Source organism: Kocuria sp. ChxB (assembly GCF_044359605.1).
Classification (GTDB): domain Bacteria; phylum Actinomycetota; class Actinomycetes; order Actinomycetales; family Micrococcaceae; genus Kocuria; species Kocuria rhizophila.
On the sequence record NZ_CP121123.1, the window covers coordinates 2,156,082 to 2,181,013 of the forward strand.

The 24,932-nt window shown below is 70.1% G+C and carries 18 protein-coding genes, 1 tRNA gene and 1 pseudogene; 10 read left to right on the forward strand and 10 right to left on the reverse strand.

Translation table 11 applies throughout. The annotated features are described in order from the left end of the window. Positions 1-85: 85 nt before the first annotated feature. Together P8S73_RS09550 and P8S73_RS09555 are read left to right on the forward strand one after the other, a co-directional pair. Positions 86-2,704: an ATP-dependent Clp protease ATP-binding subunit gene (locus P8S73_RS09550; protein ID WP_396350353.1), complete on the forward strand. Its 2,619-nt coding sequence runs from the start codon at positions 86-88 to the stop codon at positions 2,702-2,704. A 121-nt stretch (positions 2,705-2,825) separates the two neighbouring features. Then, a complete protein-coding gene (locus P8S73_RS09555; protein ID WP_029603384.1) occupies positions 2,826-3,344 on the forward strand; it encodes an amino-acid N-acetyltransferase in 519 nt (172 codons plus the stop codon). Here P8S73_RS09555 and P8S73_RS09560 read toward each other — a convergent pair. After that, a complete protein-coding gene (locus P8S73_RS09560; RefSeq protein WP_052239250.1) occupies positions 3,328-4,311 on the reverse strand; it encodes an A/G-specific adenine glycosylase in 984 nt (327 codons plus the stop codon). The genes P8S73_RS09555 and P8S73_RS09560 overlap by 17 nt on opposite strands. Positions 4,312-4,336: 25 nt before the next feature. Between P8S73_RS09560 and P8S73_RS09565 the strand changes: the two genes are divergently transcribed. Next, positions 4,337-5,074, forward strand: coding sequence for a DUF4232 domain-containing protein (locus tag P8S73_RS09565; RefSeq protein ID WP_039101048.1), 738 nt, complete (start codon positions 4,337-4,339; stop codon positions 5,072-5,074). A gap of 28 nt (positions 5,075-5,102) precedes the next feature. Here the strand turns inward: P8S73_RS09565 and disA are convergent, their stop codons facing one another. The 3 genes from disA to P8S73_RS09580 form a co-directional block, all read right to left on the reverse strand. Continuing rightward, positions 5,103-6,179 (reverse strand): DNA integrity scanning diadenylate cyclase DisA, encoded by a 1,077-nt coding sequence (disA, locus tag P8S73_RS09570; RefSeq protein WP_039101049.1) that lies wholly within the window; start codon positions 6,177-6,179, stop codon positions 5,103-5,105. 127 nt (positions 6,180-6,306) lie between these two features. Next, positions 6,307-7,698 carry a DNA repair protein RadA gene (gene radA, locus P8S73_RS09575; protein WP_039101096.1) on the reverse strand — a complete coding sequence of 464 codons (1,392 nt, stop codon included), beginning with the start codon at positions 7,696-7,698 and terminating at the stop codon, positions 6,307-6,309. Between the two features lie 105 nt (positions 7,699-7,803). Continuing rightward, entirely contained in the window at positions 7,804-8,961 is a 1,158-nt protein-coding gene (locus P8S73_RS09580; protein WP_039101050.1) for an aromatic acid exporter family protein, read from the reverse strand. A 236-nt stretch (positions 8,962-9,197) separates the two neighbouring features. On the opposite strand from P8S73_RS09580, the gene pstS reads away from it, so the two are divergent. The 4 genes from pstS (at position 9,198) to pstB (ending at position 13,332) form a co-directional block, all read left to right on the forward strand. Next, entirely contained in the window at positions 9,198-10,304 is a 1,107-nt protein-coding gene (pstS, locus tag P8S73_RS09585) for a phosphate ABC transporter substrate-binding protein PstS (protein ID WP_039101051.1), read from the forward strand. A 148-nt stretch (positions 10,305-10,452) separates the two neighbouring features. Beyond that, positions 10,453-11,400 (forward strand): phosphate ABC transporter permease subunit PstC, encoded by a 948-nt coding sequence (gene pstC, locus P8S73_RS09590; protein ID WP_047979436.1) that lies wholly within the window; start codon positions 10,453-10,455, stop codon positions 11,398-11,400. Continuing rightward, entirely contained in the window at positions 11,400-12,518 is a 1,119-nt protein-coding gene (pstA, locus tag P8S73_RS09595) for a phosphate ABC transporter permease PstA (RefSeq protein WP_396350354.1), read from the forward strand. The genes pstC and pstA overlap by 1 nt, the downstream gene beginning before the upstream one ends. Before the next feature lie 34 nt (positions 12,519-12,552). Then, a complete protein-coding gene (gene pstB / locus P8S73_RS09600) occupies positions 12,553-13,332 on the forward strand; it encodes a phosphate ABC transporter ATP-binding protein PstB (RefSeq protein ID WP_019310528.1) in 780 nt (259 codons plus the stop codon). A 101-nt stretch (positions 13,333-13,433) separates the two neighbouring features. Here the strand turns inward: pstB and P8S73_RS09605 are convergent, their stop codons facing one another. From P8S73_RS09605 to glsA, 4 genes are all read right to left on the reverse strand, one after another. Continuing rightward, positions 13,434-14,465, reverse strand: a complete 1,032-nt coding sequence (locus P8S73_RS09605; protein ID WP_039101054.1) for an inorganic phosphate transporter — start codon at positions 14,463-14,465, stop codon at positions 13,434-13,436. Between the two features lie 6 nt (positions 14,466-14,471). Then, complete coding sequence (locus P8S73_RS09610; RefSeq protein ID WP_019310526.1) at positions 14,472-15,089, reverse strand: hypothetical protein; 618 nt, start codon at positions 15,087-15,089, stop codon at positions 14,472-14,474. 339 nt (positions 15,090-15,428) lie between these two features. After that, positions 15,429-16,049 carry a hypothetical protein gene (locus tag P8S73_RS09615; protein WP_019310525.1) on the reverse strand — a complete coding sequence of 207 codons (621 nt, stop codon included), beginning with the start codon at positions 16,047-16,049 and terminating at the stop codon, positions 15,429-15,431. Between the two features lie 275 nt (positions 16,050-16,324). Continuing rightward, positions 16,325-18,166 (reverse strand): glutaminase A, encoded by a 1,842-nt coding sequence (gene glsA, locus P8S73_RS09620; protein WP_135010767.1) that lies wholly within the window; start codon positions 18,164-18,166, stop codon positions 16,325-16,327. A 259-nt stretch (positions 18,167-18,425) separates the two neighbouring features. On the opposite strand from glsA, the gene P8S73_RS09625 reads away from it, so the two are divergent. After that, positions 18,426-18,501 (forward strand) — tRNA-Lys (locus P8S73_RS09625). A gap of 249 nt (positions 18,502-18,750) precedes the next feature. Here P8S73_RS09625 and P8S73_RS09630 read toward each other — a convergent pair. Both P8S73_RS09630 and P8S73_RS09635 read right to left on the reverse strand, forming a co-directional pair. Beyond that, on the reverse strand, positions 18,751-19,143 hold the full coding sequence (locus P8S73_RS09630) for a hypothetical protein (RefSeq protein WP_035885296.1): 393 nt from the start codon (positions 19,141-19,143) through the stop codon (positions 18,751-18,753). Positions 19,144-19,558: 415 nt separating this feature from the next. Next, complete coding sequence (locus tag P8S73_RS09635; RefSeq protein WP_019311302.1) at positions 19,559-20,779, reverse strand: IS110 family transposase; 1,221 nt, start codon at positions 20,777-20,779, stop codon at positions 19,559-19,561. A 444-nt stretch (positions 20,780-21,223) separates the two neighbouring features. Here P8S73_RS09635 and P8S73_RS09640 point away from each other — a divergent pair, with 444 nt between their 5' ends. Next, positions 21,224-23,380 carry a RecQ family ATP-dependent DNA helicase gene (locus tag P8S73_RS09640; protein ID WP_191550737.1) on the forward strand — a complete coding sequence of 719 codons (2,157 nt, stop codon included), beginning with the start codon at positions 21,224-21,226 and terminating at the stop codon, positions 23,378-23,380. Positions 23,381-23,647: 267 nt separating this feature from the next. Next, a pseudogene (locus tag P8S73_RS09645) lies at positions 23,648-24,866 on the forward strand (IS110 family transposase). The last annotated feature ends 66 nt before the right edge of the window (positions 24,867-24,932 follow it).

Sequence of the window (24,932 nt, forward strand, 5' to 3'; positions counted from 1 at the left end):
AGCACCGTGCGCCAGTGGCGAACAGTGCCCATGGCGGCCATTGCGGTGCCTAGCATCGTGGGCAGAGATCAATGAAGGAGTATCCATGTTCGAACGCTTCACCGACCGTGCCCGCCGGGTGGTCGTGCTGGCCCAGGAAGAGGCCAGGATGCTCAACCACAACTACATCGGCACCGAGCACCTGCTGCTCGGTCTGATCCACGAGGGGGAGGGCGTCGCCGCCAAGGCCCTCGAGTCCATGGGCATCACCCTGAGCGCCGCGCGCGAGCAGGTCCAGGACATCATCGGCCCGGGCCAGCAGGCGCCCTCGGGCCACATCCCGTTCACGCCGCGCGCCAAGAAGGTGCTGGAGCACTCGCTGCGCGAGGCCCTGCAGCTGGGCCACAACTACATCGGCACCGAGCACATCCTGCTGGGCATCATTCGCGCGGGTGAGGGTGTGGCCTCCCAGGTGCTCGTGAAGCTCGGCGCGGACCCGGCCAAGGTGAGGGCCACGGTGCTCGAGCTGATCTCGGGCTACCAGTCCGGGAACTCCGGCGGCGAGAAGGAAGCGGCCGGCGTCGGCGGCGGTGGACGTGCCGAGGGAACCCCGGCCGGTTCCGCCGTGCTGGACCAGTTCGGGCGCAACCTCACGGCGGCGGCTCGCGAGTCCAAGCTGGACCCGGTGATCGGGCGCTACCGCGAGATGGAGCGCGTGATGCAGGTGCTCTCGCGACGCACCAAGAACAACCCCGTGCTGATCGGCGAGCCCGGCGTGGGCAAGACCGCCGTGGTGGAGGGCCTCGCGCAGGCCATCGTCCGCGGAGACGTCCCGGAGACCCTGAAGGACAAGCAGCTCTACACGCTGGACCTCGGCTCCCTGGTGGCGGGTTCTCGCTACCGCGGTGACTTCGAGGAGCGCCTGAAGAAGGTGCTCAAGGAGATCCGCACCCGCGGGGACATCATCCTGTTCATCGACGAGATCCACACCCTCGTGGGTGCCGGTGCCGCCGAGGGCGCGATCGACGCCGCCTCGATCCTCAAGCCCATGCTGGCCCGCGGTGAGCTGCAGACCATCGGCGCCACCACCCTGGACGAGTACCGCAAGCACATCGAGAAGGACGCCGCCCTGGAGCGTCGCTTCCAGCCCATCCAGGTGGACGAGCCCTCCGAGGCCCACGCCGTGGAGATCCTCAAGGGGCTGCGCGACAAGTACGAGGCGCACCACCGCGTGTCCATCTCGGACGACGCCCTGGAGGCCGCGGTGCACATGTCCGCGCGCTACGTCTCCGACCGGTTCCTGCCGGACAAGGCCATCGACCTGATCGACGAGGCCGGTGCCCGCCTGCGCATCAAGCGCATGACCGCCCCGCCGGAGATCAAGGCGCTGGACGAGAAGATCGCGGAGACCAAGACCGCCAAGGAAGCCGCGATCGAGGGCCAGGACTACGAGAAGGCCGCGTCCCTGCGTGACACCGAGCAGAAGCTCATTGCCGAGCGGGACGAGAAGGACAAGGCCTGGCGCGAGGGCGACGACCAGATCTCCGAGGTCACCCCCGAGGTCATCTCGGACGTGCTCTCGGCGTCCACGGGTGTGCCGGTCTACAAGCTCTCCGAGGAGGAGTCCGGGCGTCTGCTGCACATGGAGGACGAGCTGCACAAGCGCGTCATCGGGCAGAACGAGGCCATCAAGGCCCTTTCCCGCTCCATCCGCCGCACGCGCGCCGGTCTGAAGGATCCCCGCCGTCCCGGTGGCTCGTTCATCTTCGCCGGGCCCACCGGCGTGGGCAAGACCGAGCTGGCCAAGGCGCTCGCGGAGTTCCTCTTCGGTGACGAGGACGCCCTGATCACCCTGGACATGTCCGAGTACCAGGAGAAGCACACGGTCTCCCGGCTCTTCGGTGCCCCTCCCGGCTACGTGGGTTACGAGGAGGGCGGCCAGCTGACGGAGAAGGTCCGTCGCAAGCCGTTCTCCGTGGTGCTCTTCGACGAGGTGGAGAAGGCCCACCAGGACCTGTTCAACTCCCTGCTGCAGATCCTCGAGGACGGCCGCCTGACCGACTCGCAGGGCCGCGTGGTGGATTTCAAGAACACGGTGATCATCATGACCACCAACCTGGGCACCCGGGACATCTCCCGCACGGTTCCCGTGGGCTTCCAGGCCAGCGGGGACGCCGCCACCTCCTACGAGCGCATGCAGGCCAAGGTGCAGGAGGAGCTCAAGGAGCACTTCCGTCCGGAGTTCCTCAACCGCGTGGACGAGATCATCGTGTTCCCGCAGCTGAGCGAGTCCGAGATCGTGCAGATCGTGGACCTGTTCGTGGCGCGGCTGCAGCAGCGGCTGCGCGAGCAGGACATGTCCATCACGCTCACGGACGAGGCCAAGAAACTGGTGGCCAAGAAGGGGTACGACCCCGCCATGGGCGCCCGCCCGCTGCGCCGCACCATGCAGCGCGAGATCGAGGACCAGCTCTCGGAGCGGATCCTGTTCGGTGAGATCGCCTCCGGCGAGAAGATCACCGTGGGCGTCGAGGGCGAGGGTGACGACGCCTCGTTCACCTTCTCCTCCACTCCCATGTCGGAGCTCTCCGACGAGGAGATCGCGGAGATCGAGAACACCCCCACCCTGACGGACAACGACGACAGCACGTCCGGCAAGGACGTCCCGCGCTCGCCGCACACCGGCGGGGACACGGGCGGGGGAGCGGCCCAGGCGCAGGCCTGACCCACCCCGGCCCGGGCGGGCCCCGGATGCTGCCGGCGGGCGGCGTCGTGAACCACAGCGGTTCGCGACGCCGCCCGCTCGCGTCCCGGGGGGCGCGGTCGGCCCGCGTACAGTCGTGGCCATGACCGAGATCCGCATCCGCCCAGCCCGCACGTCGGACGTCCACGGGATCAAGGAGCTCGTGGCCCCCATGGCCACGGAGCGCATCCTCATCACCAAGGACACCGTGACCTACTACGAGAGCATCCAGGAGTTCGTTGTCGCGGAGGACGAGTCCGGGGCGCTGGTGGGCTGCGGCGCGCTGCACGTGATGTGGGAGGACCTCGCGGAGGTGCGCACGCTCGCCACGTCACCGGCCGCGCGCGGCCACGGTGTGGGCGGGCGGATGCTGCGCGAACTGCTGTCCCGGGCGGAACGGCTGGGGGTGAGCCGGGTCTTCTGCCTCACGTTCGAGGTGGGGTTCTTCGCCGCCCACGGTTTCGAGGTCATGGCCAACCAGGAGACCATTCCCGCGGAGGTGTTCGCGGAGCTGCTGCGCTCGCACGACGAGGGCGTCGCGGAGTTCCTGGACCTCGCGCGGGTGAAGCCCAACACGCTGGGCAACACCCGGATGATCCGGCAGCTCACACCGGAAGGCTGACCCCGGCGTCGTCCGCGGCGGCGAGACCGTCGGTCAGCAGGCCGGCCAGGGCACGACGGCGCTGCTCCGGCGGGGCCGGCAGCCGCCACAGGGCCTTCAGCTCGTCCACCACCACGGCGGGTGGCGCCTGGTGCTCGGACGCCAGCTGCTCCGAGCCCGCGAGGTCCGTGAGCAGGAGGGCCTCCGGCACCGGAGCGGTGGCGGCCCTCAGCACGGCCATGACGGCGCCCCGGACCTGCCGGTCCGTCCCGTGCCACGACTGCCCGCGGGGCGTCTCCTCAGCCGGAGGACTGCCTGCGGCCACCCACGCGCACGCGTCCCGCACGGGGCACTGCCCGCAGCGCGGGGCGCGGGCGGTGCACACCAGTGCGCCCAGCTCCATCACGGCCTGGTTCCACGCCACGGACTCGGCCACGTCCTCGGGGAGCAGCCAGTCCGCGAGCCTCGTCTCCGCGGCGGTCAGGGAGCGTGAGGGAAGCGCGCGGCCCGAAAACAGCCGGGCCTCCACACGGCGGATGTTGGTGTCCACCACTGTGTGGCGCTGCCCGAAGGCGAACACGGCCACGGCCGCGGCGGTGTAGGTCCCGATGCCGGGCAGGGCGAGCAGCTCGGCGTGGTCGCCGGGCACCCGCCCGCCGTGTTCGTCCCGGATCTTCTGGGCGGCCGCGTGCAGACGCAGTGCTCGCCGCGGGTAGCCCAGCCTGTCCCACTCGCGCACCACGTCCGCCGGCGCGGCCCCCGCGAGGTCACCCGGGATGGGCCAGCGCTCCAACCACCGCCGCCACACGGGCAGCACCCGCGCCACGGGGGTCTGCTGGAGCATGATCTCGCTGACCATCACGCCCCACGGGGTGCGCTCGGCCGCGCGCCACGGCAGCTCGCGCGCGTTCGCGCGGTACCACCGGAGCACCGCCTGGCGGACGTGGTGGGTGGCGGGCTGTCCATGGGTTTCGGCACTCGAGTTCATCACGGACCACGGTAGCCTGGAGCGCATGGCTTCCCACGGTTCCGATCGGCACGATCCTCCTGCTTCCCCCGCCGACCACGAGGACACCGAGGCCAGGCTCCCGCAGCACGTCTACCGGCGACGCCGCCTGGTGGCGCTGGGCGTCGTCGTCCTGCTCCTGCTTCTGCTGGTCTGGGGCGTCACCAAGGGGGTGCGTGCGGTCACCGGCGCGGGAGACGCGCCCGACGACGCCCCGGCCACGGCACAGGAGCCGGCCACCTCCCCGCAGGTGAGCGCGGATCCGGCACAGAAGTTCGCGGACTTCACGCCGCGCCCGAGCCCCTCCGGCTCGGCATCGCCCGGTGGCTCGGCCGGCCCGAGTGCCTCGAGCACGGCGGCCGCCGAGTGCCAGGCGGACCTTTCCGTGAGGGCCTCCACGAGCAAGGAGAGCTACGCGGGGGAGGAGGAACCGGTCCTCACCATGACCCTGGAGAACACGGGCGAGCAGCCCTGCACGGTCAATGCCGGGACCAAGCAGATGGCGTTCGTGGTCACCTCCGGCGCGGACACCGTGTTCGACTCCCGGCACTGCGCCGCGGGCGGCGAGGACCGCAAGGTCACCCTGGCCCCCGGGCAGAAGGAGACCTCCAACCTCACCTGGAACCGCGTGCGCACCGCGGAGGGCTGCCCCGCGGGACAGCCGAAGGCACTCGCCGGGTACTACAACCTGGCGGTGTCCCTGGGAGAGACCACCAGCGAGCAGGCCGCCTTCGTGCTGCAGTAGCGCGGCACCCTCGGGGGCCGCGCCCGGTTCACATGAACCGGTCCAGCAGGCTGGTCTCCGCCATCCGGGACAGGGACTCCCGCACCGTGCGGGCGCGCTGCTCGCCGATGCCCTCCACGGACATCAGGTCCTCCAGGTTTGCCGCCATGAGCGACTGCAGCCCGTCGAACTGGGCGACCAGCCGTTTGGCCACCGCGCCGGGCATGGACTTGATGCCCTCCAGCAGGCGGTACCCGTGCGGGTGCAGGTCCGTCTCCAGGGTGCCCTGGGGACCCGTGAGTCCTGCGGCCACCGCGACCTTCTGCAGGTCGATGAGGTCCACGGAGGAGAGCTCGGCGAGCGCGGCCAGGGACTGTGCCAGGGCCTCCGCGTCTGTGCCCTCGGGGAGGTAGTCGCGCAGCACCACGTCCGGGCCCGGGCCGTTGCCGGCGGTGAGCTCCTCCAGCTGGAGGGAGATCAGCCGGCCGTCCGTGCCGAGCTCCAGCACGTACCAGCCGATCTCCTCCGAGATCCGGCGCACCATCTCCATGCGCTGCAGCGTCAGGGCCACGTCCCGGATGGTGACCGCGGCCTCGATCTCCAGCGCTGAGAGGCTGCCCAGCACCTGTTCGAGCCGGTTGCTGTAGTGCTCGAGGGTCTGCAGGGCCTGGCTGGCCCGGGCCATGATGGCCTGGGAGCCCTCGATGACGTAGCGCTCCTCGTTCTTGTAGATGGTGATCACGTTCATGGACTGGCTCACGGAGATGACCGGCACCCCGGTCTGCTTGGCGGTGCGCTCTGCGGAGCGGTGCCGGGTTCCGGACTCCAGCGTGGTGATGTCCGCGTCCGGCATGAGCTGCACGCCGGCCTTCAGGATGCGGGTGGCGTCCTTGTCGCACACGATCGCGCCGTCCATCTTGGCGAGCTCGCGCAGCTTGGTGGGGGTGAAGTCGGTGTCGATGTCGAAGCCCCCGGAGCACAGGGACTCCACCGAGCGGTCGAATCCGAGCACGATCAGGGCTCCGGTGCGTCCGCGCAGGATGCGTTCGAGGCCGGTGCGCAGCTCCGTGCCGGGGGCGACCCTGGCGAGGGTCCTGCGCAGGGAGGTTTCGCGAGTTTTGGCCACGGGCTCATTCTAGGGTCGGGGCGGGGACGCGCGGCGGCACCGCGCGCGGCACTGGCGCGCTGCACGGCGGCGTGCGGCACGGGGGACGCGCGGCACGGGGGGACGCCGGACAGCCGACCCCGGCGCCTCAGTCCGGGCGCGCCGGGAACAGCAGCTCCAGGGCCTGCCCCACGGTGGTCACTTCGCGCACCGAGAACCCCGCGGGGATCTTCCCCGGGCCGGTGGGGGAGGCCGGCACCACGGCGTGGGTGAACCCGAGGCGCGCGACCTCCTGGATGCGTCGGTTGATCTCGGGCACCGGCCGCACCTCCCCGGCCAGGCCGATCTCCCCGAAGCACACGAGGCGCTGGGGCAGCGGGCGGTCCTGGGCCGCGGAGGCCAGGGCCATGCACACCGCGAGATCGGTGGCGGGCTCCGTGAGGCGCACCCCGCCCACGGTGGAGACGTAGCAGTCCAGGGAGGCGAGGGCGAGGCCCGCCCGGCGCTGCAGCACGGCCAGCAGCATGGCCACGCGGGAGCCGTCCAGCCCGGACGTGGCGCGGCGTGGCTGAGCGGTGCTGGAGGTGTCCAGCAGCGCCTGGACCTCGGCCAGCAGCGGTCTGCGCCCCTCCACCGTGACGCTCAGACACGTGCCCGCCACGGGCACGGGGGTGCGCGAGACGAACAGTCCCGAGGGGTCGGAGACGGAGCGGATGCCGTTCTCCTCCAAGTCGAAGCACCCGACCTCGTCCGTGGGTCCGAACCTGTTCTTCACGGCGCGCAGCAGCCGGATGCGCGAGTGCTTCTCCCCCTCGAACTGGCACACCACGTCCACCAGGTGCTCCAGCAACCGGGGCCCCGCGATCGAACCCTCCTTGGTCACGTGGCCCACCAGAAGAGTGGTCATGTTCCTGGTCTTCGCGGCGTGGATCAGGCTCGCGGCGACCTCCCGCACCTGGCTCACGCCGCCGGCGGATCCCTCGATCTCCGGGCTCGCGAGCGTCTGGACGGAGTCCACGACCAGCAGGTCCGGCTCCAGCTGCGCCACGTGGGCGAGGGCCACGGAGAGGTCGGACTCCGCCGTGAGGTAGAGGGTCTCGGAGATGGCACCGATCCGTTCGGCGCGCAGCTTGACCTGCGCCGCCGACTCCTCGCCCGTGACGTACAGGACGGTGCGGGGCGTGTCCCCGCCGGCCACCTTGGCGGCCGCGTCCAGCAGCAGGGTGGACTTTCCCACACCCGGTTCTCCCGCGAGCAGGATGACCGCGCCGGGCACGAGACCCCCGCCCAGCACGCGGTCCAGCTCCTCCACACGGGTGGGGGTGAACTGCGCCAGCGAGGAGTCCACCCGGGCGATCGGCTGCGCCGGGGTGGTCACGGCCGCCGCGGCCCTGGTGCGGCCGTGCTCCTGCTCCGCGCCCATCTCCTGGACGGTGCCCCAGGCCTGGCACTCGCCGCACCGGCCCACCCACTTGGCCGTGGTCCAGCCGCACTCGGTGCAGCGGTAGACGGTGGACTGCTTGCGGGTCTTTGTGGCCATGCCCACACGGTAGGTCCCCGTTCCGACGCGCACAGCGTTCCGGCGCACGACGCCGCTCCGCGGGCCTGGTCGGCGGGAGGTGAGCGGGCGGCGTCGTGCGCCGAATCAGCAGCGCTCGAGGGGCGGCAGGTGCTTGGCCGCGGTCTCGTGGGAGACGCCCGCGGCCTCCAGCAGGTCCACGACCATGGGGCGCAGCAGCAGCACGAGAGCCTCGCCCTCCATGGTGCGGATGCCCATCTGCGCGGGGGACAGCCGCTCCGCCACGGAGAAGAGCTCGTTGCGGGTCTGGCGCAGGTAGCTCTCACGGCTCTGGGCGTGGCTCTCGCGCAGGGCGTGGCCGTAGCTCAGCACCGCGTCGGAGAGGTCTGCGAGGGCCTCGGAGAGGGACTCGACGGCGGCGTCGGCCAGGGTCACACGGTTGAGCACCGAGGCGAGCCTGCGCGCGAAGACGCGGGAGTTGCGCACCGCGAGGTCCAGGTAGCGGATGCTCGCGCTGAGCTCGTCGATCTCCTGCCGGTGGCGCCGGTAGATGGGGGAGGCGTGGGCGATCTCCTTGGAGCCTGTCAGGCCGGTGCGCACGGAGTCCACGAGCGGCTGGGTCTGGCGTCCGCGCACGAGTGCGTGCCAGGCCAGCTGCGAGTCGGTGTCCGCCACGGCGCGGGAGCAGTCGGAGAGCATCCGGGTGAACTCGGTGATGAGGACGGTGAGGTCCTGTCGCGGCTCCCGGCGCGGGTCCTGGGGCACCACGTACGCGAGCACCAGGGCGCACAGGCAGCCCACCACGGCGTCCAGGGAACGGGCGAACACACCGTCCTGGGATGGCGGCAGCAGCACCACGAGCACGGACTGCAGGCCCATCTGCGTGGTGAAGATCGCGCCGTTGTCCAGGAAGCGGGCCAGCAGCAGCGAGATCAGCAGCACCACGGCCGCCTGCCACTCCCCGGGGCCCAGCACGTGGATGAGCAGGTCCCCCATGATGATTCCGAGCGTGCAGCCGACCGAGACCTCCAGCACCCGGCGGTAGCGCAGCCCGCCCTTGGCGTAGCCCAGGGACACGAGGGCGGCCGTGGCCGCGAAGATGGGGCCGTGGTGGCCCAGCACCCGTTCCGCGATGATGTAGGCGCCCACCGCGGCCACGGTCATCTGCACGGCCTGGAACAGGCCGGACGTCATGCGGTCCCAGCCCGTGCGGCAGCGCTGCCACACGAGGTCCGCGGCACGGCGGGTCCGGGAGCGGGAGAGTGCTGCTTCCGAGGACGCCATGACGCCATCTTAGGCGGGACCGGACCCCGCTCTGGCGCCACCCGGTGCCACGGGGTGGAGTCGGTTCCGGCATCCCCCGGCGTTGTTAATCGTCCGTTCACCTTCTTGGCTGAATCTGGCAACATCTGCTCCCTACCGTGATCCGCGGGCACGCTGCGCACGCAGCGGAGATGGGCGTCGGGCTGCGACGCCACACGCCGCCGGAATCGCCGGCAACCGTTTTCGAAGGAGAAACAGTGAAGGTTTCGAACGTCGGCCGCTCGGCCGCAATCCTGGCCATTGGCGCCCTCGCCCTGACCGCTTGCGGTTCCGACAACCCCACCGGCGAGAGCGGTGGCGGTGGCGGCGAGAGCAGCGGTGTCTCCGGCACCCTGACCGGCATCGGTGCCTCCTCCCAGCAGGCCGCCATGACCGCCTGGCAGAACGGCTTCCAGTCCTCCAACAGCGGCGCCACGGTGCAGTACTCCCCGGACGGCTCCGGCGCGGGCCGCGAGGCGTTCCTCGCTGGCGGCGCGAACTTCGCCGGCTCGGACGCCTACCTCTCCGAGAAGGAGATCCCGGACGCCAAGAAGCAGTGCGGCGACGCCGGGGCCATGGACCTGCCCGTGTACATCTCCCCGATCTCCGTGGCGTTCAACCTGCCCGGCGTGGAGAGCTTGAACCTGGACGCCCCCACCATCGCCAAGATCTTCAAGGGCGAGATCAAGAAGTGGAACGCCGAGGAGATCAAGAAGCAGAACCCGGACGCCGACCTGCCGGAGACCGCGATCACCGTGGTGCACCGCAGCGACGACTCGGGCACCACCGAGAACTTCACCGACTACCTCAGCCAGGCCGCTCCCAAGGACTGGACCGACGAGCCGGACCAGGCCTGGCCCTCCAAGTACGCCGCGGAGAACAACAAGGGCACCTCCGGTGTGGTCACCACGACCTCCGGCACCGAGGGCGCCATCACGTACGCTGACTCCTCCGCCGTGGGTGACCTCGGCACCGCCGCCATCAAGGTGGGCGAGGAGTACGTCAAGCACTCGCCCGAGGCCGCGGCAAAGGCCGTGGAGGTCTCCAAGCAGGTCGAGGGCCGCGGCGAGCACGACATGGCGATCGAGATCGCCCGCGACACCAAGGAGGCCGGCGCCTACCCGCTGGTGCTGGTGTCCTACCACATCGTGTGCGCCCAGTACGACTCCAAGGAGACCGCCGACCTCGTGAAGGCCTTCGAGACCTACGTGGTCTCCGAGGAGGGCCAGAAGGCGGCTGCGGACTCCTCCGGCTCCGCCCCGCTGTCCGAGTCCCTGCGCAAGCAGACCCAGGCCGCCGTGGACACCATCTCCGCCAAGGGCTGATCCGGCCCGAGGACCCTCGAGTGCGGCGTCGGTGCGTTGAGCGCGCCGACGCCGCACTCGCGCACGAGGTCGTCGACCGCCGCCACGTCCTACGCTGGGCGGTGGCCACCGCCCAGCTCGCACCACACCTGAACGAAGGGACTGGTCCATGTCCACCACCGTCAGCACACAGAAACCGGAGTCGAAGTCCTCCTCGGCCGGTCGTGCCGGGGACTCCATCTTCTCCGGGCTCAGCCTGGCCGCCGGCATCCTGATCTTCGTGGTCCTGGCGGCCGTGGCGATCTTCCTGTTCCTGCAGGCCGTGCCCACATTCACCGCCGCACCCGAGGACATCACCGGTGGAAAGGGCTTCGGCGCCTACATCGGTCCCCTGGTCGTCGGCACGATCATCTCGTCCGTCATCGCGCTGCTGATCGCCACACCGATCGGGATCCTGGTGGCCCTGTACATTTCCCACTACGCGCCCGCGAGGGTTTCCAAGCCGGTGGGCTACGTGATCGACCTCCTGGCCGCGATCCCCTCCGTGATCTTCGGCGCGTGGGGTGCCACTGTGCTGGCCCCCGCGATGGTGACGCTGTACAACTGGCTCGCGGAGCACCTGGGATTCATCCCGTTCTTCGCCGGCCCCGCCTCGCAGACCGGCAAGACGATGCTCACCGCAGGTGTGGTGCTGGCCATCATGATCCTGCCGATCATCACCTCCATGTCCCGCGAGATCTTCACGCAGACGCCCAAGCTCCACGAGGAGGCTGCGCTCGCACTGGGGGCCACCCGGTGGGAGATGGTGCGGATGTCCGTCCTGCCGTTCGCCCGTCCGGGCATCATCTCCTCCGTGATGCTGGCCCTGGGGCGCGCGCTCGGTGAGACGATGGCCGTGGCCCTCGTGCTCTCCTCGGGCCCGATGATCGCCTCGCTCATCAAGTCCGGCAACCAGACCATCGCCGCGGAGATCGCCCTGAACTTCCCCGAGGCCTACGGACTGCGGCTGTCCGAGCTGATTGCCGCCGGCCTCGTGCTGTTCCTCATCACCCTGGTGGTCAACATGATCGCCCGTGCCATCATCGCTCGCTACAAGGAATTCTCGGGGGCCAACTGATGTCATCGACCACGAACTCTCCGGGCGTCTCACCCGTCCGGCAGTCCAAACTGACCCGCGGGCAGCGCCCCGGGTGGCTGGTCCCGGTCATCGGCCTGGGTGCCGTGGTGGCGGGGGCCGCCATCGCAGCCCTGGTGGGCTTCAGCATCGCCCTGTGGGCACTGTTCGCCGCCGTGATCTTCCTGATCGCGGGGCCCCTGGCCGTCGGCCTCATCGAGGGCCGCCGCTCCGGTGCGGACTCCATGATGACCTTCCTGGTCTACGGCGCCTTCGTGCTGGCCGTGATCCCGCTGGTGTCGGTGATCTGGACCGTGCTGGCCAACGGCCTGCCCGGTCTCAGCGCGGACTTCCTGACCACGTCCATGAACGGGGTCACCGGGTTCCAGGACAACCAGGCCAAGACCTCCGGCGACGTGGTCGGCGGTGCCTACCACGCGATCGTGGGCACCGTGTCCATCACTTTCTGGGCCACCCTGATGTCCGTCCCGGTGGGCCTGCTCACGGCCATCTACCTGGTGGAGTACTCTCACGGAGGCTGGCTCGGCAAGGCCATCACGTTCTTCGTGGACGTCATGACGGGCATCCCGTCCATCGTGGCCGGCCTGTTCGCCGCCGCGCTGTTCGGGCTGATCTTCGGCCCGTCCACCCGTACCGGCTTCGTGGCCGCCGTGGCCCTGACCGTGCTCATGATCCCCACGGTGGTGAAGAACACCGAGGAGATGCTGCGGATCGTTCCCAACGAGCTGCGTGAAGCCTCCTACGCGCTGGGTGTGCGCAAGTGGCGGACCATCCTCAAGGTGGTCATCCCCACCTCGATCTCGGGTATCGCCTCCGGCGTGACGCTCGCGATCGCCCGCGTGATCGGTGAGACCGCGCCGCTGCTCGTCACGGCGGGCTTCGCCACGGCCATCAACTGGAACTCGTTCTCCGGCTGGATGACCACGCTGCCCACGTACATCTACTACCAGATCATGAACCCCACGTCGCCCACGAACCCGGATCCGTCCCTGCAGCGAGCCTGGGCCGCGGCCTTGATCCTGATCCTGATCGTGATGCTGCTGAACCTCGTGGCCCGCCTCGTCGCCCGGGCGTTCGCTCCCAAGACCGCCGGCCGCTGATCTTCCGACCCACCTGAGCTAAGGACAAGCAACCATGTCGAAACGCATTGACGTCGATCACCTCAACGTCTACTACGGCGACTTCCTGGCGGTCCAAGACGTCAGCATGAACATCGAGCCCCGCTCCGTCACGGCCTTCATCGGCCCGTCGGGCTGCGGCAAGTCGACCTTCCTGCGCACCCTGAACCGGATGCACGAGGTCATCCCCGGCGCCTACGCCGAGGGCAAGGTGCTCCTGGACGGGGACGACCTCTACGGCAAGGGTGTGGACCCCGTGACCGTGCGGTCCATGGTGGGCATGGTCTTCCAGCGCCCCAACCCGTTCCCCACCATGTCCATCCGGGACAACGTGCTGGCGGGAGTGAAGCTCAACAACAAGCGGATCTCCAGCAGCGAGGCGGACGACCTGGTGGAGAGCTCGCTGCGCGGCGCGAACCTCTGGAACGAGGTCAAGGACCGGCTGGGCAAGCCCGGCTCCGGGCTCTCCGGAGGTCAGCAGCAGCGTCTGTGCATCGCCCGTGCCATCGCGGTCAAGCCGGACGTCATCCTCATGGATGAGCCCTGCTCCGCGCTGGACCCCATCTCCACCCTGGCCATCGAGGACCTGATCAACGAGATCAAGACCGACTACACGGTGGTCATCGTGACGCACAACATGCAGCAGGCCTCCCGTGTCTCGGACAAGACGGCGTTCTTCAACATCGAGGGCACCGGCAAGCCCGGCCGCCTGATCGAGTACGCACCGACCTCCGAGATCTTCAACACCCCGCAGAAAAAAGAGACCGAGGACTACGTCTCCGGCCGCTTCGGCTGATCGCGTCCTCCTGCGCCCGCCCGGCCCGTCACCGCTGACCGCGGTGGCGGGCCGGGCGTCGTCGTGCCGGGACACTGGTGCGCGGGACCTGCGCGCGAGGGTCAGCCGGCCGGGGTGGGGATCAGCGGGGACACGGCGAGGAAGAGGACCGCTGAGACCACGCCGCACACGGGCACGGTGAGCAGCCACGTGCCGAGGACCCGCACCAGGGTGGAGTGGTACACGGTGCGGAACTTCTGGGCCGAGCCCGCGCCCAGGATGGCTGCGGTGCTCGTCTGCGAGCTCGACAGCGGGATGGGGGAGAGGAAGGCGCCCAGGAACAGCAGCGTGCCGGAGACGGTCTGGGCGATCGCCCCGCGCAGCGGGTCCAGGGAGACCACGCGGGAGGACAGCGTGTAGGAGATGCGCCAGCCGCCCAGCAGGGTGCCGAACGCCAGGCACAGGCCCACGAGCAGGCTCAGCCACACGGGGATGCCGTCCCGGGAGCCGCCCTCACCGGCCATCAGCAGCAGCAGGACCAGCAGCCACAGGGTGCGGCGGGCGTGCTGGATCCCGTGGCCGAAGTGGATGGCGGCGGCGCCGGTGGCCTGCACCACGCCCGCGCGGAAGCCCACACGGCCCGGGGACTGGTGCTTGACCAGGTGGACCATGGGGATGACCAGCAGGAACGCGAGCACGAACGCGATGATCGGCGCCACGACGAGAGGTGCAACCACGTTCCACGAGAGGTACGGACCGAGGGAGAGGTCGCCGCCGGACAGTCCCACCGCACGAGCGCCCAGCAGCGATCCCACGAGGGCGCCGCCTATCGCCGCGGTCGAGGAGGAGGGCATGCGCCACCACCAGGTGAGCAGGTCCCAGCCGATGGCGCTGAGCAGCGCGCAGATCAGGGCGACCGTCCCCACGCCGTTGAGGGGCACGGGGATCTCGAAGGTGATCATGTCGGTCAGCACGATCCCCACGAGGAGGGCACCCACGAGGTTGAACACGGCCCCCATCCACAGAGCCACTCGCGGTGTGAGGGCGTTGAAGCGCACGGGCAGTGCCACGGCATTGGATGCGTCGTGGAAACCGTTGATCACGGTGAACGCGAGCGTCAGCAGGATGCCCGCGAAGGCCAGCACCTCGGTCATGACGGGTCAGTACTCCGCCACGAGGATCCGGCCCACCTCGGAGGAGACCTGGCCCAGGGCCTGGGCGGCGTCGAAGAGCTGCTGGGCGGTGTCCATGCGGCGGATCGCCTGGGCGGCCTTGTAGTCCTCCATGAGGCGGGCCCGGTACGCCCGCTGGGTGCGCTCCGCCTGGCGGGTGAGGCGCATCATCTCGAACCAGTAGTCGTCCAGCTCGTCCATGCTGGTGAGACGCCCCATGGCCTTGCAGGTCATGTGGGCCATGTGCTGGATCACGGCCAGCTGCTCGGTGGCCTGGGAGCTGGGGCGCTCCACCTTGTACTGGCGGTGCAGCTCGGCGCACGCCACGAGGCACTGCACGGAGCGCAGCAACCAGTGGCCCAGGACGTAGACGTCCTGGCGGGGGATAGGCACCACGTACGAGGAACGAGTGGTGGTCATCAGCGAGAAGTAGAGGTTGGTGCAGCGGTCCTCGGTCTCCAGCAGGTCCGTGAGCGGTTGCTCCCAGACCTTGTCCACCTGCCCCACGTGCTCGGAGAGCTGCTCGACCGCGGTGACGACGCATCGGCTCATCTGGACCAGCAGGTCCGTGACCCGCTCGTCCTCCGGGAAGATCCGAAAGGCCATCCGTCCGTCCTTGGGTTACGCACCGTGAAGTTTCGGCGTCATGCTACCCAACGAAGGTTAACCGGTCGGATTCGCCACGAACCGGTGAGGAAGCGGTGCCGGACCGGGAGCGCCTCTCGGCGGAAGGCCGCTCGTAGCGGCTGAATGATGGAGCCCGGGGCTGCCACGGCCCGACACCTGCTCATCATTTTAGCGCCGGCCCCCGGGGGCCCACCAACCGGAGCGCACCCACCGGGCCGCGCTCGCCGGCGATCACCAACGGTGTGTCGCACCGGCCAAGGCGCGGCCACCGGACCGTGCCCGCCGGGAAGAGGCACCTGGGCGCCCGGTGGGTGCCGGTCACTCGAGGTGGCCGTGGCGCCAGGCCCGCGCGGCGGCGTCGAGCTCGTCGGCGGTGCGCAGCAGCCGGGGGATCCGCTCCCACGGACGGTCCACGGTGAGCCCGGGTGCGTCCAGCGTGTGCTCCTGGCCCACGGCGATCACACGGCAGAACGCGGCGAACCGTTCGAGGGCCACGTCGAACTCGCCGTCGAAGGCCCCGGAGAGGATGACGTCCGCCACGTCGCAGATCTCCTCCGCGCCTGGAGGGTCCGCCACGCCCGCGACCACGTTCGAGACCTGGGCGGCGTGGCGGCCCGTGGCGAACCACCGTCCCATGCGATGCGGATCGGTGCGGGCCGCCGCGCGCAGCGCGTAGAGCCGCCACAGCGCTCCTGGGAGGGAGACGGCCGGGGCCTCGGCCCACATCTCGGCGATCCCGTCCAGCCCCTGCTCGTCCGTGAGCCGCACGAGACGTTCGTGCACCTCGGGGTCGCGGGAGCGCCGCCCCCTGGACACGAGCGCCTGCGCCGCCAGGTGCGCCGCCTCCGAGACCCGCGCGGGGTCCGTCCCGCCCTCGTGGGCCTCGAACTTCTCGGGGGAGAACTTCACGGGTGAGTGGTGCATGCGGCGTTCGGACATGCGCCCGAGTGTACGCCCGGGGTCGTCCGGTCCGACCGGCCCGGGGGCGTCCCCCGGCGCGGACGGTGGGCCGTGGCGCGGGCGCACCCCGGGCGCCGTCGGGCCCGTGGGGCCCCCGCGCCCCGTGCAGGCCGCGCACTCCCGTGCGCAGGTCGGACGCACCCGCGCAGACCAGGCGCCCGCCCACAGGCCGGGCGCTCCGGTGCATGCCGGGTGACCGGGCCAGACCAGGTGCGCGGGCGGCGTCGTCCGGGGCGCGCACGACGCCGCCCGGCTCAGTCCGCGGTGTACGTCTCGCCGGCCTGCTGCCGCCAGCGCTCCTCGAGGCGCAGCATGGCCTGCTGGCTCACCGCGCGCCACCAGCGCAGGGCCAGGGCGGGGTCCTGCTCCTCGATGCGCGTGATGGCCTCGGGGGAGAGTCGGCGTGCGGTCACGTGGGTGAGCGCGGTGAAGCTCACGAGGTAGCGCAGCTCGGTGCCCAGGGCGATCTCGCCGAAGCTCATGCCGGGGCCGATCACCTCGAGCTCCACGCGGTCCCCCTGGGGAGAGCGGCGCGAGACCTCCACGCTGCCGGAGGTGACCATGTACACGCCGCTGAACTTCTGACCCGTGCGCAGAAGCGTGGTCCCGGCGTCCCACTCCACGGCCTCGGTGTGGGAGCGGATCTGGCGGACGTCGTCCTCGGCGAGGGTGCTCAGCAGCTCCGAGCGGGTGGAGTGGACGTTGTCCGGCATGCAGTCGGGGTCCCCGAACTGCTCCAGGATCCTGTCCTCAGCCCACGTCAGGGCCTCCGCGCGGGTGGCGAAAACCGTCATGGGGTGCTCCATCCCGCGGGTGTGCTCGTTGCTCTTCTCCGCGATCAGCACCATGTGGTGCCCGGTGCTCTCCACCTGTTCCGCGGTGCGGGAGAGCATGGGGATCACGAACCGCGCCATGTCGTCGACCTGCCGGATGTCCACGAGCACGTACTGGGAGCGCCGGGCGGCGTCGCGGACCGTGCGCACGGCGGTCTCCGCCCCCGCGAACCGCAGGTCCCCCTGCAGCTCGATGATCCGGGCGTCCTCACCGTGCTGCTCCAGGACCTGGCTGGCGGCCTCGTTGCGGCGCACCAGAGAGGGGGCTTCCGCGAGGGTGTACTCGGAGCGCACCGTGGAGTGGCCGTTGCGCTCGGTGCGTGCGAAGTGCAGGTCCAGGTCCTGGGTCAGGCGCTCGCACGCGGCCACACCGCGCACCGAGTTCCCGTGCCGGTCCAGGGGAGGGGAGAACACCGCCACCGCGAGCTGACCCGGGAGCACCGCGATCACGCCGCCGCTGACCCCCGACTTGGCGGGCAGGCCCACGCGCAGCGCCCACCGTCCGGCGTCGTCGTACATGCCGCACGTGCTCATCACGGACAGCACGTCGGAGACCACGGCGGGCTCCAGCACCCGCTCTCCCGTGACGGGGTTGCGCCCGCCGGCCGCCAGGGTGGCGCCCATGCGCGCGAGGTCCACGCAGTTGAGCATCACCGCGCACTGGCCGAAGTAGTCGTCCAGGGCACCCGTGGGGTCCCCGTCGATGATGCCCCGCGAGGTCAGCAGCCACCCGAGGGCCCGGTTGCGGTCCCCGGCCCGGCGCTCCTGGGCCTGCACGTTCTTGTTGATCCGCAGTCGGCGCCCCGCGCACGCCGAGTACAGCCGCAGGATCCGCTCCATGCGTGTCCCGTGGGACGTGTTGCGCACCAGGGAGGTGGCGGCGATCGCCCCGGCGTTGATCATGGGGTTGGAGGGGCGCCCCGTCTCGGGCTGCAGGGAGATCTCGTTGAACGCGTCCCCGCTGGGCTCCACGTCGATCTTCTCGAACACCCCGTCCGCTCCGCGGTCCGTGAGCGCCTGGGCGTACGTGAACGCCTTGGAGATGGACTGGATGCAGAACTCGTGCTTGGTGTCCCCGGCCTGGTACAGGGCGCCGTCCACGGTGGCCACCGCGATCCCCACGGTCCCGGGATCCGCTCCGGCGAGCTCCGGGATGGACGTGTTGACCGCACCGCCCTCAACCTCACGCAGCTCCGCCACGACCCGCCGCAGGTACTCGGTCACCGGGGACGGGCCCAGCTTGGACATGGGGACGGTGCTCATGGGTGTTCCTCGGGGGTCGGTGGGCTGGTGCGCCGGGGTGGACCGCGGCCGTGCACGCCGCGCTCTTCTCGGCCTCCAGGGTCCCACATCTGCGCGGTCCCGGCGCGCCGGGCCCCGGACGACGACGCCGCACGGCCGCCTCCCCGGCCCAGGGCCCGGCGCGGTTGGGGGCCCGGGCTGCGCACGGGTGAACTGGCGGCGGGTCGGTGCTGCGGTAGAGTGGGGCTGCTCGTGCGCGGGGTGACCCGGCGGCGAGCACGCGCCTTTAGCTCAGTTGGTAGAGCAGTGGACTTTTAATCCATGGGTCGTGGGTTCGAGCCCCACAGGGCGCACCACCCGTCCCGCGCCGGTCCCGACCGGCGCGGGACGTTCCATGTCCGGCCGCTGCGCGGCACGCGGCGTCGTTCTCCGGGAGCTGCGGCCTCGCCCGTGCGCATGCCCAGGGTCACAGACCCTGCTCTGGCCACGGCCCCCACTCACGGCCAGTGCCCAGGCCGTGGTGCTCCTGCCCGGGAGGGGCGGCGTGTGGGGAGTCCGGTGCCCTCACCCTGGTCCGTGGCGCCGGGACCGCCGGACCTCCGCGGTCAGCGCCCGGTGCCCACCCTGACGAGTCTCGAAAGCGCCCAGCCCATGAGGGGGCGGTAGGCCACGAGCACCGCGGCCGGTCCGTGGACCGTGACTCCCGCGCGGGTGCCGCCGCTCGAGGACGGGGAGACCCAGTGCGCCAGCGTCAGCTCGAGCGGTCCCAGGCGCACCCGCCACGACCAGCGGCCCTGAGCGGCCTGCACCGAGAGCACGCGGAACGGAACGGGAACCACGCGCAGCGCCCGCACCGTGCCCTCGGTGCCGGGCAGAAGCGTCTCGGAGTCCGCCCGCACGTTCGTCAGGTGCGGTGCCCACGCGGTCCACAGGTCGAGGCGCTCGTAGTGCTCCCACGCGTCCGAGGTGCGTGCCGGTCCGGTGCGGGTCACTGTCATCTTCACGAGGTCGAGTCTGCCCCCGTGCCACAGGAAGCGCCACCGGCGCCGAGGGGGTGAGGCTGTCCCCACTTTGCGCTACGTCCCGTGCGGTCGAGGCTGCGCCGTGCGCTGTCCGGTCTCGCGAAAGGTCGGCCTGACCTGGGCAAACATGCGAAATGGTCGGCTTGTCCACAAAATGGGGATGGTTCGGGGGCGCACTCGCAACCGGTGGAAATACGGGTGGGTGCGTGCCAGCATGAAGACATCGCAACACGGAGCTGGATGGTGCGGTGCGGTCATGACCGGGGGGAAAACGGGCCGCCTGTGCCGCCGCTGATCCGAACGTCCACCACGCTGGGGGGTGTGGTGTGTTCGGAGCCTCCGTGTGGCGTTGGAACGAAGCCAGTGCCGGGGGGTGTCCCTATGTTCCGAGTCAAGCCGCGAGAGCGGTTGGTTCGGGGGTAGGGGCGGTGGGTGGTTGGTAGTAGGTGCCGTTGCGGAGCATCGCGAAGATGACGTTGCAACGACGACGGGCCAGGCAGATCACGGCGGCGTTGTGTCGTTTTCCTTCGGCTCGTTTGCGATCGTAGTAGGCCTTCGAGATCGGGTCGCGATTCGAGGCGATCCACGCGGAGTAGAACAGTGCGTTCTTCAATCGTTTGTTGCCCGAACGAGCGGGGAACTCACCACGGATCGACGTCCCTGATCGCCGTGTGATCGGGGCGATGCCCGCATACGCGGCCAGGTGGCCCGCGGTCTCGAACCCGGTGCCATCGCCGATCGCGAGGAGGATCTGGGCTGCGGTCTTGATGCCGATCCCCGGCATGCTCATCAAGACCGAGGCGAGAGGGAAGTCCTCCAGCATGGCCTCGACTTCGTGGGCGACCGTGGCCCGTTGCGCTTTCAACTCCTTGACCTGCCCGGCCACCCTGGGGATCACGAGCTCGACCGCCGCGGTCGCCGGCACTGTCACGGTCTGCTCGCTCAGCGCCGTGAAGATCTTCTCGACCAGCGCAGAGGGATCGCGGCGAGAATGGGAACGAGCGAACCTCAAAACCCGCCCCCGCCCAGCGGACGTGAACCCGGTGGGGCCTCCGAACTTCTCTAGCAGCTCCAGCACGAGGTCGGTGGAGAGGGTCCCGCCGGGGAAGACACGTTCTAGTGCGGGGTGGATCTGGGTGAGCAGCGAACGGATCCGGTTCAACGCCCTGGTGGTCTCGTGGGCGAGGTCCTCGTCGAACCCGGCGAGGACTTTCAGCGCGGAGAGGACCTCGTTGTCATGGTCGACCTGCCGCAGCGTGTGGGGCATGGTGCGGGCGGTGTCGGCGATGATGAACGCGTCTCTGGCGTCGGTCTTCGATCTTCCCGGATACAGGTCTGCTGCTTTTCGCATAGCTAACCCGGGAAGATACGCCACAGCGCAGCCGGTGTCTCTGGCCACCGCGATCGGCAACGCCCCGATGGTGTTGGGCTGGTCCACGACCATCAGCACCTCACCACGCTCCTGCAGGCTGGTGAACAACTCCCGCAGCTGGGTCTCGTCCTGCGGGAGGGGTTTGTCGAACAGTTTGTGCCCGGTCGCATCCAGCGCGCACCCGTGGTGGGCGGTCTTGCCCACATCCAGGCCGATGATTACCGCGAAACGGTTCTCCATGATGAGCCTCCTTGGCGCACCATCGCTGGTCGCAGTCTTGACACCCGATGCCGGCACCCACGTTACGAAGAGACCTCGCCACCACGGCGGCGGGCCGTGTCCCTATCAGCGGTCAACGCGTGTCTCTCGACCGGGCGGCAACACCCCCCGGACCATCAATGGCAGGGCAACAAAGCCATACCCGGCCGAGCGACCAGACCCCCGACCATCGGAGGCACTCACAAGGTAACGGGGCACAGGCTTCGAGCGGATCTGATCCGCGCCGGTTGCCGGCGTGTGCGTCCGCTGCGCCCACACCGGCCCGTTCGGGGGAACGGGCCGGGGCGCAGCGGGCGCATCACGTTAAGGTGCGCCGCGCGCCCGCCATCTCCTCGCGACCGCTGCTCGACGCCGTGCCGTCGCCGCTCGTTGTGCGTGTCCGGACCCCCTGCGACACTGCAGCACATGACTCCGTCCGAGCCGTCCACCCCGTCCGATCTGCGAGCCCGTGCCCTGGGGCACCTGAGAGACCTCACGGGCAATCCGTCCGCGGACTTCCACCCGGGCCAGTTCGAGGCCGTCTCGGCGCTGGTGGAGGGGCACCGGCGGGCTCTCGTGGTGCAACGGACTGGTTGGGGAAAGTCCGCCGTCTACTTCCTCTCCGCGCTGCTCATGAGGACGCAGGGCTACGGGCCCACGCTGATCATCTCCCCGCTGCTCGCGCTCATGCGGGACCAGGTCTCGGCCGCCCAGCGTGCCGGGGTCCGAGCGGCCGCGATCTCCTCCGCCAATCCCACCGAGTGGGCGGAGATCTCCAGTGCCCTGGACCGCGGTGAGGTGGATGTCCTGCTGGTCTCGCCGGAGCGGCTCAACAACCCGCGGTTCCGGGACGAGCAGCTGCCTCAGCTCATGGACCGGCTGGGGCTGCTGGTCGTGGACGAGGCGCACTGCATCTCGGACTGGGGCCACGACTTCCGCCCGGACTACCGGCGGATCAAGGACATGCTGGCGCAGCTGCCGGACTCCGTGGCGGTGCTGGCCACCACGGCCACCGCGAACGAGCGCGTGATCGAGGACGTCAGGGAGCAGCTGGGGGTGGGCTCCGGGTACGGGGGCGAGGTGTTCACCCTGCGCGGTCCGCTGTCCCGCGCGTCGTTGCGGCTGGGGGTGCTGCGCCTGCCCTCCACCTCGGCGAGGCTGGCCTGGCTGCTGGCCCATCTGGACGAGCTGCCGGGCAGCGGGATCATCTACGCCCTGACCATCGGTGCGGCGGAGGACACCGCCCAGGCCCTCACGGACGCGGGTCACCGCGTGGCCGCCTACACGGGCCGCACCGACGCCGCGGAGCGGGAGGACCTCGAGGCGGCGCTGAAGGACAACCAGGTCAAGGCCCTCGTGGCCACCTCCGCGCTCGGCATGGGTTTCGACAAGCCCGATCTGGGCTTCGTGGTGCACCTCGGTGCGCCGTCGTCCCCCGTGGCCTACTACCAGCAGGTGGGGCGTGCCGGGCGCGCCACGGACACCGCGGACGTCCTGCTGCTCCCCGGGCGCGAGGACCGGGACATCTGGGAGTACTTCGCCACCGCGTCCATGCCCACCGAGGAGAAGGCCACCGCCGTCCTCACCGCACTTGCGGAGCACGGCGGGCCGCTGTCCGTCGCGGCGCTGGAGCCCCGCGTCAACATCAAGCGCTCGCCGCTGGAGCTGCTGCTCAAGGTGCTCGCCGTGGACGGAGCCGTGGAACGCGTGGGCGGGGGATGGCAGAGCACCGGCAGGCCGTGGCACTACGACGCTCCGCGGTACGACCGTGTGGGCCGCGCCAGGGAGGCCGAGCAGCGGGCCATGCTGGACTACCAGGTCACGGACGGGTGCCGCATGCAGTTCCTCACGCGCCAGCTCGACGACCCCTCGGGGGAACCGTGCGGGCGGTGCGACGTGTGCGCGGGGCCGTGGTACCCCACCGACGTCGATCCCGAGCTCTCCTCCGCGGCGGATGCCGCCCTGCACCGCGCCGGTGTCCCCCTCGAGCCGCGCGCCCAGTGGCCCACGGGAATGGAGCGTCTCGGCATCCGTGTGAAGGGCAAGATCCCGGAGACGGAGCGCGCGGAGCGCGGTCGCGCCGTGGCGCGCCTCACCGATCTCGGCTGGGGGGCCCGGCTGCGGGAGATCTTCCGCGCGGACGCGAACGGGCAGCCGGTGGACTCCCAGGTCACCAGGGACCTCGGACGGGCCGCCCTCACGGTGCTGTCGCAGTGGGACTGGCAGCAGCGGCCCACGGCCGTGGTGGCCATGCCGTCCCAGTCCCGACCGCAGCTGGTGGACTCCCTGGCACGGGGCATTGCGTCGGCGGGCCACCTCCCGTTCTGGGGCGCGCTGGAGCTGAATCCCGACGTCCCCCGGGGCAGCCACGGGGGCAACAGTGCCTACCGGCTTGCCGAGGTGTGGGACCGGTTCACCGTTCCGCCGGACGTGACGGAGCAGCTCAGCGCTTCGGGGCGTCCCGTGGTCCTGCTGGTGGACGACCTCGTGGACAGCCGCTGGAGCCTCACGGTCGCGGCGCAGCAGCTGCGGCTGGCCGGTGCTGAGGCCGTGCTGCCGTTCGTGCTCGCGGCACAGGGCTGAGCGGTTTGAGTGCCCGACCGGGCCGGGGCCGCCGCCCGTTACCTTGTGAGTGCCTCCGATGGTCGGGGGTCTGGTCGCTCGGCCGGGTATGGCTTTGTTGCCCTGCCATTGATGGTCCGGGGGGTGTTGCCGCCCGGTCGAGAGACACGCGTTGACCGCTGATAGGGACACGGCCCGCCGCCGTGGTGGCGAGGTCTCTTCGTAACGTGGGTGCCGGCATCGGGTGTCAAGACTGCGACCAGCGATGGTGCGCCAAGGAGGCTCATCATGGAGAACCGTTTCGCGGTAATCATCGGCCTGGATGTGGGCAAGACCGCCCACCACGGGTGCGCGCTGGATGCGACCGGGCACAAACTGTTCGACAAACCCCTCCCGCAGGACGAGACCCAGCTGCGGGAGTTGTTCACCAGCCTGCAGGAGCGTGGTGAGGTGCTGATGGTCGTGGACCAGCCCAACACCATCGGGGCGTTGCCGATCGCGGTGGCCAGAGACACCGGCTGCGCTGTGGCGTATCTTCCCGGGTTAGCTATGCGAAAAGCAGCAGACCTGTATCCGGGAAGATCGAAGACCGACGCCAGAGACGCGTTCATCATCGCCGACACCGCCCGCACCATGCCCCACACGCTGCGGCAGGTCGACCATGACAACGAGGTCCTCTCCGCGCTGAAAGTCCTCGCCGGGTTCGACGAGGACCTCGCCCACGAGACCACCAGGGCGTTGAACCGGATCCGTTCGCTGCTCACCCAGATCCACCCCGCACTAGAACGTGTCTTCCCCGGCGGGACCCTCTCCACCGACCTCGTGCTGGAGCTGCTAGAGAAGTTCGGAGGCCCCACCGGGTTCACGTCCGCTGGGCGGGCGGGTTTTGAGGTTCGCTCGTTCCCATTCTCGCCGCGATCCCTCTGCGCTGGTCGAGAAGATCTTCACGGCGCTGAGCGAGCAGACCGTGACAGTGCCGGCGACCGCGGCGGTCGAGCTCGTGATCCCCAGGGTGGCCGGGCAGGTCAAGGAGTTGAAAGCGCAACGGGCCACGGTCGCCCACGAAGTCGAGGCCATGCTGGAGGACTTCCCTCTCGCCTCGGTCTTGATGAGCATGCCGGGGATCGGCATCAAGACCGCAGCCCAGATCCTCCTCGCGATCGGCGATGGCACCGGGTTCGAGACCGCGGGCCACCTGGCCGCGTATGCGGGCATCGCCCCGATCACACGGCGATCAGGGACGTCGATCCGTGGTGAGTTCCCCGCTCGTTCGGGCAACAAACGATTGAAGAACGCACTGTTCTACTCCGCGTGGATCGCCTCGAATCGCGACCCGATCTCGAAGGCCTACTACGATCGCAAACGAGCCGAAGGAAAACGACACAACGCCGCCGTGATCTGCCTGGCCCGTCGTCGTTGCAACGTCATCTTCGCGATGCTCCGCAACGGCACCTACTACCAACCACCCACCGCCCCTACCCCCGAACCAACCGCTCTCGCGGCTTGACTCGGAACATAGGGACACCCCCCCCGGAGTGTCCCCAGCTCGGGTTCCGGATACTGAATTATCCTG